Source organism: Microcoleus sp. S13C4, from assembly GCF_036700865.1.
In the GTDB taxonomy this organism is placed as follows: domain Bacteria; phylum Cyanobacteriota; class Cyanobacteriia; order Cyanobacteriales; family Microcoleaceae; genus Microcoleus.
The window spans coordinates 22,032-34,105 of record NZ_JAUBPS010000063.1 but is presented as its reverse complement, the minus strand read 5'-3'; the positions used below and the strand labels follow the sequence as shown (position 1 = coordinate 34,105).

The window sequence follows — 12,074 nt, the reverse complement described above, 5'->3', positions numbered from 1 at the left end:
TTGATAGTTGACCTTCATAAAAAATCCCTTAATTTTCTGACCTGACATTGTAGCACTTATTTGGCAAAATGGTATTAATATATTAGTTGGCCCCAATGGGGGCGGAAAAAGTAATTTTTTAGATATCCTGCTGATAATTTTAAAAAGATTCTTTTTACATAGTTATTCTGTGAATGATATGGGAATTGGAGTGGGGGAGATTCAGCGATTGGCTTCATTTGATCCGGCAGAGAATCATCTAGATAAATTCAGTGCAGATGCTTCTGAATCTCAAATTGAAATAACTTTTAAAGTAGATGCTCAAGATATAAAAAATATAGCAACAATCAATCAATATAAAAAACAAATAAAGTTAGCTCTGGGCCACTACAGAATACTATATTTATCTGGTTCAATAATTGATGAAGTTGAAAATTGGAAACTGGGTGAGTTAGCAGAAAATCAAGAGTTAGTATATTGCATAGTCAACAATGTACTTGAAGAACCCTTTTTGAATTCACGAGAATTAATTTATCTTAAATTTTTGAACTATTATGAACTTTTCTCAATACTTATACAGAAGGCTATTGATTTGGAGTTTTTACCTCTTGATACTCGCTTTAGCCCAAAATATGTATATTTTTCGCCTTACAGAGGAGGAGATACGCTATTTCAAGTCAGCTTAGCGGGTGAGAACTATTATAATTTATTAAGTAATTATTCATCAGCTACGTCTCGAAGTACAACTTCTTTAATAAAGCTAGCATCAATATACTTTGCACAAAAGAGACGGAAGTATGAAACGCTTGCTAAGACTGAAGGATACGAAAAATATTGGGATGCAGATGAAGAAGTTAAGTTAGTAACTAAACATTTAAAGAAATTGGGATATTCATGGAATGTAGAGCTTAAAAATGCAAACAGTAATACTTATGAGATTATTCTGCTAAAAATCCAAGAAAATACAAGATTTTCTTTACATCAGGCGAGTTCGGGAGAAAAAGAAATTCTAAATTTTTTATTGGGAATTTTTGCATTTAATATTAAAAATGGCTTGATAATTGTAGATGAACCTGAAGTTCATTTACACCCTAAATGGCAATCTCTACTCCTTGACTTATTCTTTGATTTAGCTAATTTAACACAGAACCAATTTATTTTTTCAACGCATTCTCCTATATTTATTAATCAGAGAACTATATCGAAGATTGTGAGGGTATATAAATCGAGTGGTAAAAGCACTATAAAAAATTTTCTTACAAGCAATTTTGACGAAACTAAAGACCTTCTCCACATAATTAATAGCCACAACAACGAGAAAATATTTTTTGCAGATAAGGTAATTCTTGTGGAAGGAATTACCGATAGAATTTTTTGGGAGCAATTAATTAATATTTATAAGAAAGCCGAAAACAGTGAAATTATAGAAGTTTTGGAGGTACATGGAAAAATTAATTTGCAAAAATATCGTAATTTTCTAAAAAAAATTGAGTTGGACAATTACATAATTGCAGACCTAGATTATATTTTACAGATTGGTAGTGAAGAACTCAAGAAAATGTTTAGAGTGGATTATTCAAAAATAGATCGAGATGTTATTAATCACAAAAAAAGTATTGATGGTCAAACATTGTTTGAGCAAATTGAAGAGGCTATAAAGAGTAAAAATTTCGACAATCTAACAAACCTTTGTAATTATCTCAAGTCGAGAAAAATGAACTTACCCGATAATAAAACCCCTCAACAATTGCAATTATTTGAAAAATTTATCACAGAAAAAATGGAGGATAAAATTTTTGTTCTTAGTAAAGGAGAAGTAGAAGATTACCTACCGGAAGGATATAGAGATTTAAACAAACTTATTGAATTGATTAAAAATGAAAGGACATTTATAGATTTTATTATTCGTGGAGACTACCTAGAGAAAAGGCGAGAACTAAGTAAAATTATTTGTTCTATCCTCGGAATAAACTTACTATCAGACGAAGAGGTGGTAGGATATCTTAGCCATCGCCCGGTTTCTGACTATCCGTGCGTCCAGGACTATAAATAAACCCGCCCCGGCTATACTAATTGATTTGCGATCGCCCCAACTAACTTATCAATCTCCGCCTTAGTTGTAAAATAGTGAACACAAGCCCGCACACAATCAGGATTAAGAATAGTCCTTACCATAATTCCCTGTTTTTCCAACAAATCGACCAGCTTTTTGTGCGGCATCCCATTAGTTAATCGAAACGAAACCAAACCCGCTTCCGGCGCAGATTTTCGCAAACATTCCACATCGGGAAGTTCCGACAAACGCTGCCAGAGATACTTACTCAAACGGCAGATTTCTGCATACCTTTCCTCGATCGTACCCCATTCATGTTGCAGGGCGATCGCACTCCGCAAACCCGCATACAAAGGATAAGCCGAAGTCGCAATTTCATAGCGCTGCGATCCCGACTTCCAGCCAAGGACTTTAGCATTAGCATCCGTCACAATTCCCCGCCAACCGATAAACACTGGATGCAAATCTGCCAAAGCTTCAGCACTCACATAAAGTCCCCCCAAACCTTCCGGACCACACCACCATTTGTGACCAGTAAAAGCATAAAAGTCAACCCCGGATTCAATCAAATTCAAAGGCAAAACCCCCACTGATTGAGCCGCATCAACTAATACTTTGACTTTTGTTTGATGACATACTTTCACAATCTCAGCCAGAGGCAAAACTTGGCCAGTATTCCACAAAATGTGACTGATAACCAACAAGCGAGTATTTGGCCGCAAATTATCAGCAATCACCGCCACCGGATCACCTTCATTCAAAGTAGCCGCCAACGGACAAATCGAAACCTCAATCTTGAAACGGCGCTGAAGTTCCATTACACTAGCTACAATGCCGGGGTGTTCGCAATCAGAAAGCAGCAAATGGTCGCCTGCTTTCCAGTCAATGCCCCACAGCGCAATATTGCAGCCGACGGTGACATCTTCAGTTAGGGCAATGGTTTCAGGAGGTACGGTCAACTCAGATGCGATCGCACGTCGCGTCAGCATCGCCTCCTGAACCACCCAAGCCCCCACCTCCCCCGAAAACGGCCCCCCAAGCTGCACCCGTTTGTAAGCCTGATAAATAGCGTCTAAAGCAGGCTCAGGCAGCGGCCCTTGTCCGCCGTAGTTAAAATAAGCTTTATTGGCCAAAGCAGGGAATTGTTGCCGATGATTGTCCTTTGTCATTTTTCTTTTTGAATTATTGATAGCGTTAATATTGAATAACTGATGGTGTGAATTTTATACCTTTTGCCTGATACTGTATGCCTTGCGAATACTAAATGTTAATAACTGACAAACTGCTACTTTCCTATCAACGATGCCATCTCCGAGCTTTTTTAGATACCTGCGGAGACTGGAAACAACTAGACCCCCCCAGCGACTTTCTGCTGAAACTGATGCGCGACAGCGCCGCATACCAGCAGCAAGCTTTGGAACACGAGACTTACCAACAACCATATTATCCTAGAGGGGATTGGGAAGCCGGCGCGGCCGCTACATTGAGTTTAATGCAGCAAGGGGTCGATCGCATTTATCGAGGAGTTCTGATCCAGGGCGAATTCGGCCAAACCAACGGCGCAACAACTTCTCTGGTAGGAATTGACAGTCAATATTTCCCAGAATTTGGCGAAATCCCCGAAACTCCCGTTCATCTTTCATCCTCCAACCTTCACTCTTCAAACATTACCCTGATCAGCCGCCCCCATTTATTAATCAAACAGCCGGGACAATCAAAATTTGGCAAGTGGAGTTATATTACTGCGGATATTTGGCTTAGCAAGCGACCAAAACAAGAGTATCAAATTATCGCAGCTTTTCACGCCCAAGTTTTAGCTTCTGTACAGGAAACAATGCCCGATACTGCGTGGCTGATGCTGCGAAAAAAAGGGTGGTGGCAGGTGAATCTCGACCAGCGAACTCCTCAGATGTTCGAGATTTTAGACAACTGTATTCAAATGATAGAAAACCGGGATAAACCAGAGGTTTTCATTTCCCGGCAAAAGTGCAATCTTTGCGGTTGGTATACTATCTGTCACGCCGAAGCCGAATCTATTAAACATCTTTCCTTATTGCCGGGAGTTACTGCCAGCCGCTATGCTAGGCTAAAAACTCTCGAAATTACTGATGTTGAAGCTCTAGCTAATGCTAGTTCCGAACTGCTGGCTGAGTATCCAGAATTCCCGGACAGAGTTGCTTTTGATGTGGTGCAGCAAGCTCAATCGCACTTGCTAAATCAACCGCTGTTGCGGGAAGAAGGAAGAAGGAAGAAGGAAGAAGGAAGTTCGGCAACGGATTCTGTAACGGATGTAACGGATGTCAGGAAGAAGGAAGAAGGAAGAGGGAAGAAGGAAGAAGGAAGGCACGACACGGATACAGGGATTAACGATCGAGAAGAAGGTAGAAGTGAAAATTCCGAAGAACTTAACTCATCGGAAATAGTACCAGATATTGTAGACAATATCTTGAATGGCATCGCAGTTGAGGAAGTAAAAATTAGAGAAAATAAACCTGCCACATCTTCTATACCTGCGCCCATTCTCCGCAAGAAACCAATTCCCTATTCCCAATCTGTCTTTTTGCCGATCGCCCCAATCGAACTCTACTTTGACATTGAAGCAGAACCCGAGTTAAACTTGGATTACCTCCACGGAGTCTTAGTTGTTGACAGGTACAACAATACGGAAAAATTTCACGGCTTTTTAGCAGAATCAGCAGCAGAGGAAGGTGCAATTTGGGAGCAATTTTTAGAATTAATGTGGGCTTATCCTATTGCTCCGATTTTCCATTTTTGCGACTACGAAGTCAAGACTTTTAAGCGACTGGCTAAACTTTACAATACTCCAGCTTATTTGTGGAAACCCGTGCTGAAACGGTTTGTAGATATTCACAAACAAGTGACGCAAAAGGCGATTATGCCCGTGGAAAGTTACGCACTCAAACCCATTGCCCGCTGGCTGGGTTTTGACTGGCGAGATGCTAAGGCTAATGGTGCTCAGTGCGTCTGCTGGTACGACGATTGGCTCAAAACTGGCGATCGATCGCTCTTGGAGGCGATCGTCCGGTACAATGAGGACGACTGTCGTGCTACTTATGTGGTTAAAGATTGGTTGACCAATTTTTTGCTGAATCACGAGCCGTGATTTTTAAATGTAATGAACCGCGAAGACGCGAAGGGCGCGAAGGAAGAAAGGGAAGAGGAAGATAGGTAATAATGTATTTATTGGTAAAATGCGGAAGCTAGCAAAAGCAACTATATTTATTGTCTGTTTTTTGATGGCAGCAACTGTTGCTATTTGGGTAAACCAGTCAGCCAAATCTTTCGCTGTTACGAAAATAGATTTTATCGGCAGAGCAATATTTCCTACAGGTTCTCCGTTTCAGGGTACGGAAATTGGCGGGCTTTCGAGCATTACTTATGATGCCGAAAAACAAGTTTATTATGCCATTTCTGATGACCGCAGCAGCAAGGCTCCGGCGCGCTTCTATACTCTCAAAATTAACTTGCAATCTGGTAAACTGCAAAAAGAGCAAATTACTTTTACGGGTGTCACTACTTTATTAGATGAAAACGGCAAAGGTTTTCCTGAATTAAGTTTAGATCCTGAAGGGATAGCTTTTACTGGCAATAGCGTGTTTGTTTCTTCTGAGGGAGATGTCGATCGCCAAATAAATCCTTTTATCAAAGAGTTCTCCCTCGATGGTAAACTCCTGAAAACGCTGGCAATTCCTGAACTATTTTTGCCGGATGACAAAGGCAGTAAAGGCATCCGCAACAATCTCGCTTTTGAAAGTTTAACTTTAACGCCCGATCGCAAATACCTATTCACCGCCACCGAAAACGCCTTGGTTCAAGATGGCGCCGTAGCTTCCCTCGAAACCGGGAGCCCGTGCCGGATTTTGCGCTACGATGCGGTGAGCGGTAATCCAGAAGCATCGTTTCTCTACATCACCGAACCGCTACCCGCTGGCGCGAATCCTGTGGGAAAATTAACTAGCAACGGTTTAGTGGATTTGGTGGCGATCGACGATAACCGCTTGCTGAGTTTAGAGCGTGCTTTCTCCCTGGAAACCGGCACAACTATCAGAATTTTTGAGATTTCTCTGGAAAAGGGCGATCGTATTGAAGCGCTCGAAAGTCTCCAAAGCCGTCTCAGCGAGGTTTCTCCCGCTCAAAAACGCCTGCTGCTGGATTTGGAAACCCTAAAAATTCCCCTAGACAACATTGAGGGGTTGACATTTGGCCCCGCCCTGGCGGATGCTAGCAGAGGTCTGATTTTGGTGAGCGACAACAACTTCAGTCCCCTGCAAGAGACTCAAATTTTGGGCTTCCAAATAAAAGTTCAAAAAACCTCTTGACAAAAGGTGAAGTTATAGGCATAATAGAAATTGTGCCTGAAAAAACGGCAAAACGAGGGACAGTAGTTCAATTGGTTAGAGCACCGCCCTGTCACGGCGGAAGTTGCGGGTTCGAGCCCCGTCTGTCCCGTTCAAAATAGAAAATGTTCAGATTGCTGAAAAAAGCTATCGCAATTTCTTATTGATTATAGATCAATAGGTAGTTGAACATTTCACTACTCAATAAATGAATAGAGATACGGAAGTCTCTCGATATCATCTCAAATCAGGTGAAATTTGGAGACTTTCCGTATGTCATCCGCTTACAGAAACAGCCTTGGACGCATCAAAACCAAAGCAACGGGTTTTTTTTTGCCGTTGAGGCGGGCTGTAACGAATTATTCTCGCCAAAAAACCAGGTTTCTGAGTACCCGGGAGTCCACGACTAAGAAAGATTTGCGGAAACTTGATGTTATATTTTAGTTGTTGGTATATGGATTACCTAATTTTTAGCTACATAACGGGTTGATTAGGAGAAGGCTTACCAATACCCATTTATAGCAATCATTTGCGTAAACGATATTAGAGGAGTAAGGAACATGGGTGACTCAGCCTTCGACGGGTTAGACGAAAAGAGTTTTTTTGACCGGGTACAAGCCCTCTTTGTTGAACAAGCACCGGACTTATCCCAGTCCCTCAACATTGCGATTATCGGCAAGGTAAGTTCGGGCAAAAGTTCACTCATTAATGCTTTACTGAAACTCAGCCGAAGAAAAGCTTTAGAAATTGCTAAGGTAGGAGCAGTTTCTGGTGTTACTAAAGATTTAACAATTCTAAAACTGGATGAAAAGGTTTATTTAATTGACTCACCAGGTCTTGACGATGTGCGTGCCGAGAATAGTGAAGTCACCAAGAATTTTTTGAGGCATATTGATGTTGGCATATTTGTAGTAACAGGTTCATCAGATGCTTCACAAAAGAAAAGCCTAGATGACTTGAGGCAGCATTGTGATTTAATATTTGTCGTTCTTAACAAAATTGATGAGTGGGATGATCTCGATCCAACGGTGGTAGATGATGTAGTCAATCAGTGGAAAAACGATTTAAAGGTAGACAAGATTTATCCAACTTGTACGAAGGGTTACGATCCTAAAAGCCGTAATCCCAAGATGGATATTAGAGGAGTTTTTCCGCTACGCTGTGATATTGAGGAATTTCTTGAAAAAAAGGGAAAAGACCTGCTGCTAGCAAGACACATGGCTGAAAAGCAGTCTTATGCAGTCAAAATAATTGCGGTAGCTTTGATAGCAGTGGCAGGTGCAGCATTTATTCCGGGTAGCGCAGTATTTATTACCGCAACACAGGCAGTTGCCATAGGGTCTTTGTATTACTTATACGCTGGTAAAGTTTTGTCTTCTCAAGCTGCGCTCGCTATCCTGCCAACATTTTTCGCTGAAACAGGGGGTTCCAGCCTCTTTTTGTTTGTTAAATCATTTCTTCCACCTACAGGTGTTTTTGATGTGGCGGCGGCTGGGGTCGCAGTTGTTATCACTCTTGCACTATTGGCAACCGTTAATTATATCCTTTCTAGTGGTGCTAAGCTTGAGCAAGAAGAGCTTCTACGTTCAAAATTTAGAAGCTACCATAAACAAGCTAAAGATGTGTTGAAGGATTTAGCATTAACTGAAATACGCGATCTGCCTGGATGGATAGTGCTTGTTAGCAAATTTTTGGGTGGTCTCTAGTTTCCGCCTAATCCAGCGAGAAGTTGTGGCACCCACTCCACCCCCATCAACGACTCCTAATATTCCTTGCCCTTTCCTAGAACTCTCCTCACAAGTTCCGCAAACTCTTTGCCTATAATTAAATTTAAAGATCGACTCCCAGCAGCGCTCAAAGGTGTGGAATAATAAACGGTCGGGCTATCTGATATGTCAAAACCAGGACGATGGGCACGAGAATAGGAATAGCAACTAGCAATCCCCATTTGCCAAACCTAAGTTTTTGACCGTCCGATTTTAACAGGAAAATCACAGCGGCAATTCCCATAAGTATCCAGAGACCACCGAAGCCCATGAAGACTGTATAGCCTGCATCTTGCATTTTTTTTGACCTTTAATAGTAGTCCATCTTTAATGTTAGTTGCAGTCTGTTTCTGCTGACATTTTCTGATCGAGCGATCGCAGTTATTAAATATGACTCATTTTGAGTTGGGTTGGCAGCGGCCCTGACTTTCGCACTCGATCCTCTGAGTTCGATCGCTCATAATAGTTGCTAAATCCGGCCTTCCCGTCAGCATCAGCCGCCAGTCCGCCCAAATTCCGTACAGCCAATTGGCGATCGCCCCGAGCACTGGTAACTTAGTAACTGCATAAATCCATCCCATCCCTAAAATCTCGTAGGTGCGGCGAAAAACCTCCACATTTTTAACTGTCGTACCGTCGGGTAATATCGCGTGAATCCGCCCCATCGCCGTTTCGTAGTCGATTCCGCCGTGGGCCTCCGGGTTGTAGCCATCATCCGCGATATCCACAAACGACACTAAACCTCGCCCCGCGTCGCGTTTTTTCAAGAAATTAACCTCCCGCACGCACAGAGGACATTCACCGTCGTACAGCAACTCAATCTGCCAAGCAGGCGCAGCAGAGTCGGGTGAGGGCGCAACAGATTCGGAAAACTCGGTTTTAGCAGCAGACATAGGGAAATATATTTTAATTTCGTCGATCGCACACAAACATTTTACAAGCATCAATAGTTATCAGGTGCGCCTTGGGTACTCCTAAAACAGTTATTTGTGGTGTGAAAAATAGTCCCAAAGGTGAATCTAGTCTTGGCCGCCCCCAAGCTATTATCATCAAGATGCCTTCTCCTGCGTTGCCGGAGACTCTCGCCTGATCGCTTGTTAGCTCCGCGATCCCAAGGAAAGCCCTCGAAGAGGATCGCCTATTATCAAGCAATTCGAGGCAAAGCACCTGCCAAGCACAACTGTTAATTCGGCAACAAAATATAATAAAATTTAAAGTCTTAAACATCAGCTATTCCCCCAACCAGCAAATCGCCCAATCTAAAAGCACAAATCTACATGAATGTCAGAGTCCGTCTAGCCCCCAGTCCCACCGGAAACCTACACATCGGTACCGCCAGAACCGCCGTATTTAACTGGCTGTTTGCCCGCAACCAAGGCGGAAAATTCATCCTGCGGGTAGAAGACACAGACGTAGAACGTTCTAAAAGCGAATACACCGATAACATCCTCGAAGGACTCACCTGGCTGGGTATGAACTGGGACGAAGGTCCGAGTTTTCAGTCGCAGCGTCTGGAAATATACCGCCGAGCAGTCCAAACCCTTCTAGACAATGGACTCGCCTACCGCTGCTACACCACGTCGGAAGAACTCGACGAAATGCGGGAAGCACAAAAAGCCAACAAACAAGCCCCCCGCTACGACAACCGGCACCGCAACTTGACAAGCAAAGAGCGCGCAGCTTTTGAAGGCGAAGGGCGACAAGCTGTGATTCGGTTTATCATCGACGACGATCGCACAATTTCTTGGAACGACATGGTGCGCGAGACCGTAACCTGGAAAGGTAGCGACCTCGGCGGCGATATGGTGATTGCCCGTGCATCCAGCGGCGGCGTCATCGGCCAACCACTCTACAACCTCGCCGTAGTTGTCGATGACATCGACATGGGCATCACCCACGTCATCCGCGGCGAAGATCACATCGGCAATACTCCGAAACAAATATTGCTCTACGAAGCTTTGGGCGCGACAATCCCAGAATTTGCCCACACGCCGCTGATTTTAAACTCCCAAGGACAAAAGCTTTCTAAACGCGACGGCGTAACCTCGATTTCTGACTTCAAAGATATGGGCTACCTGCCCGAAGCTTTAGTTAATTACATGACTTTGCTCGGTTGGACTCCGCCGGATTCAACGCAGGAAATATTTACACTGTCGGAAGCAGCAGAATTATTTACATTCTATCGAGTCAACAAAGCCGGTGCAAAATTTGATTGGGATAAACTCAATTGGCTGAACAGTCAATATCTGCACAAAATGCCAGTGCCGCAATTGACAGATTTGCTGATACCTTATTGGTGGCAGAAAGGCGGTTACGAGTTTGACTTGGAGGCAGACCGCCCCTGGCTCGAACAAATAGCTGCTTTAATCGGCCCGAGTCTCGTTCGCTTAACCGATGCTGTGGATATGTGTAAGGTATTCTTCTCCACCACCGTGGAACACGAAGAAGAAGCACTCGCACAATTGCAGCAAACAGGGGCGGCACAGGCTTTACAAGCAGTTTTAGAAGCTATGGAAAGTCATTCATCCCTGACATCAGCGGAAGCTCAGAAAATCACTAAAAAGCTCAGTAAAGAGAAAAATCTTAACAAAGGGCTAATTATGCGATCGCTCAGAGCCGCTCTGACAGGTGCAATGCACGGCCCCGACCTGATAGAATCTTGGGTAATCCTTCACCAACGAGGAACGGCTAAAACCCGTTTGCTTGATGCCATTAGCAACTTGAATTTGCCGGCTGTTGGTGTCGCGGACGAAACTTCTACCCCAGAACAACCAAAGGCAGAAACAGTCGCTGAAACTTCTGCTATAGAACAGTCAGCAGCGGAGGTTTCAAAAGTCGAAACACCGACTATTGAAACAATCGAAACCCCGGTTGTTGAACCATCAGCAGCAGAGGTTTCAGAAGTCGAAAAACTTGCGCTCGAAACAGTCGAAACGCCGACTGTCGAACCAGCAGTGGAAGTTACAGCAGTCGAAATACCGACTTCAGAAACAGGCGAAGTGTCGGCTCTTGAACCAACCGACGGGGAGGTTGCAGCAGTCGAAATACCGGCTCTTGAAACAGTCGCAGCAGCAGTTGAAATACCTGCCGCCAACCAGCAAACAACTATTGCGAGTGGAGAAATGACTTCATCAAACGAACCAGAAACAACCGTTATCATCACCGAAATTCCTGCCGGAAATGAAGCAGACAGTTCCAGCGATACCACAAAAGTCATAATTACCGACGAAACACCAAGTCAGACCCAGCAGATCAAAGAACAAATTATCGCAATTTTGTCCGAGTTTCCCGCTTACATCGGCAGCTTTTACGAACAGTACAAAAGTCCCCTGACTGTTGTCGGTGTAATTTTAGCCTCGATTATCTCTTTGAAAGTGCTTTTGGGCATAGTAGACGAACTCAACGACATCCCCCTGCTAGCACCCACATTCGAGCTAATTGGTATCGGATACGCGGTATGGTTTGTCTACCGCTATTTGCTGCGATCGTCCAACCGGCAACAATTAGGTCAAGAAATTCAAGCATTGAAAGAACAAGTTTTCGGCAAAAAGTCCTAAACTTTTGCTGGTAATTTGTTGAATTTGTGCCCGACACTGATAACTTTAAATAAGTTGTTAGTGTCGGGTTTTTAAATGACTAATGACTGTTGACTAATGACTGTTGACGGTCATTCGTGACAAGTTAAGACTTTGCTACATTTGTCAATCAGTAATAATACTCAAAATAGTGCTGTTTGAAGAGTGGAAAATTCGCGATTTGGGGTCAGCGGGCATCAATATGGCGCTCCGCACGCTCGCACGAGCGCCCAAGTTTCCGTTTTTCACCCCATATTTGAAGGAAATTTGAGCATAATTGCTGATTGACAAATGCTTCCCTAGTTTAACTTGTCAGCAATGGAACTAATCCAGTTATTTCGCC

Annotated in this window: 8 protein-coding genes, 1 tRNA gene and 1 pseudogene; 7 read left to right on the top strand and 3 right to left on the bottom strand. The window is 43.3% G+C overall.

What is annotated here, in order from left to right:
* Positions 1–46: 46 nt before the first annotated feature.
* Positions 47–2,032, top strand: a complete 1,986-nt coding sequence (locus tag QT996_RS22275; protein ID WP_333048995.1) for an AAA family ATPase — start codon at positions 47–49, stop codon at positions 2,030–2,032.
* Between the two features lie 11 nt (positions 2,033–2,043).
* Here the strand turns inward: QT996_RS22275 and QT996_RS22270 are convergent, their stop codons facing one another.
* The gene (locus QT996_RS22270; protein ID WP_333048988.1) at positions 2,044–3,201 is read right to left on the bottom strand and encodes an aminotransferase class V-fold PLP-dependent enzyme; all 1,158 of its coding nucleotides are present in this window, start codon (positions 3,199–3,201) and stop codon (positions 2,044–2,046) included.
* A gap of 95 nt (positions 3,202–3,296) precedes the next feature.
* On the opposite strand from QT996_RS22270, the gene QT996_RS22265 reads away from it, so the two are divergent.
* From QT996_RS22265 to QT996_RS22250, 4 genes are all read left to right on the top strand, one after another.
* Positions 3,297–5,156 (top strand): TM0106 family RecB-like putative nuclease, encoded by a 1,860-nt coding sequence (locus tag QT996_RS22265; RefSeq protein ID WP_333048986.1) that lies wholly within the window; start codon positions 3,297–3,299, stop codon positions 5,154–5,156.
* Between the two features lie 88 nt (positions 5,157–5,244).
* The gene (locus QT996_RS22260; protein ID WP_333048985.1) at positions 5,245–6,372 is read left to right on the top strand and encodes an esterase-like activity of phytase family protein; all 1,128 of its coding nucleotides are present in this window, start codon (positions 5,245–5,247) and stop codon (positions 6,370–6,372) included.
* 56 nt (positions 6,373–6,428) lie between these two features.
* A tRNA-Asp gene (locus QT996_RS22255) sits at positions 6,429–6,502 on the top strand.
* 448 nt (positions 6,503–6,950) lie between these two features.
* On the top strand, positions 6,951–8,096 hold the full coding sequence (locus tag QT996_RS22250; RefSeq protein ID WP_333048982.1) for a GTPase: 1,146 nt from the start codon (positions 6,951–6,953) through the stop codon (positions 8,094–8,096).
* Positions 8,097–8,244: 148 nt separating this feature from the next.
* Here QT996_RS22250 and QT996_RS22245 read toward each other — a convergent pair whose 3' ends face one another.
* On the bottom strand, positions 8,245–8,454 hold the full coding sequence (locus QT996_RS22245) for a hypothetical protein (protein ID WP_333048979.1): 210 nt from the start codon (positions 8,452–8,454) through the stop codon (positions 8,245–8,247).
* 97 nt (positions 8,455–8,551) lie between these two features.
* Positions 8,552–9,100: a DUF393 domain-containing protein gene (locus tag QT996_RS22240; protein ID WP_333048976.1), complete on the bottom strand. Its 549-nt coding sequence runs from the start codon at positions 9,098–9,100 to the stop codon at positions 8,552–8,554.
* Between the two features lie 333 nt (positions 9,101–9,433).
* On the opposite strand from QT996_RS22240, the pseudogene gltX reads away from it, so the two are divergent.
* Both gltX and QT996_RS22230 read left to right on the top strand, forming a co-directional pair.
* Positions 9,434–10,876: pseudogene (gene gltX / locus QT996_RS22235) on the top strand (glutamate--tRNA ligase); the annotation flags it as partial.
* 402 nt (positions 10,877–11,278) lie between these two features.
* Positions 11,279–11,713 carry a CAAD domain-containing protein gene (locus QT996_RS22230; protein ID WP_333048994.1) on the top strand — a complete coding sequence of 145 codons (435 nt, stop codon included), beginning with the start codon at positions 11,279–11,281 and terminating at the stop codon, positions 11,711–11,713.
* The last annotated feature ends 361 nt before the right edge of the window (positions 11,714–12,074 follow it).

Bases quoted from the DNA above. Each gene is read 5' to 3' on its own strand.
- QT996_RS22270 (WP_333048988.1), bottom strand. From the start codon at position 3,201: ATGACAAAGGACAATCATCGGCAACAATTCCCTGCTTTGGCCAATAAA.
- QT996_RS22265 (WP_333048986.1), top strand. From the start codon at position 3,297: ATGTTAATAACTGACAAACTGCTACTTTCCTATCAACGATGCCATCTC.
- QT996_RS22260 (WP_333048985.1), top strand. From the start codon at position 5,245: ATGCGGAAGCTAGCAAAAGCAACTATATTTATTGTCTGTTTTTTGATG.
- QT996_RS22250 (WP_333048982.1), top strand. From the start codon at position 6,951: ATGGGTGACTCAGCCTTCGACGGGTTAGACGAAAAGAGTTTTTTTGAC.
- QT996_RS22245 (WP_333048979.1), bottom strand. From the start codon at position 8,454: ATGCAAGATGCAGGCTATACAGTCTTCATGGGCTTCGGTGGTCTCTGG.
- QT996_RS22240 (WP_333048976.1), bottom strand. From the start codon at position 9,100: ATGCTTGTAAAATGTTTGTGTGCGATCGACGAAATTAAAATATATTTC.
- QT996_RS22230 (WP_333048994.1), top strand. From the start codon at position 11,279: ATGACTTCATCAAACGAACCAGAAACAACCGTTATCATCACCGAAATT.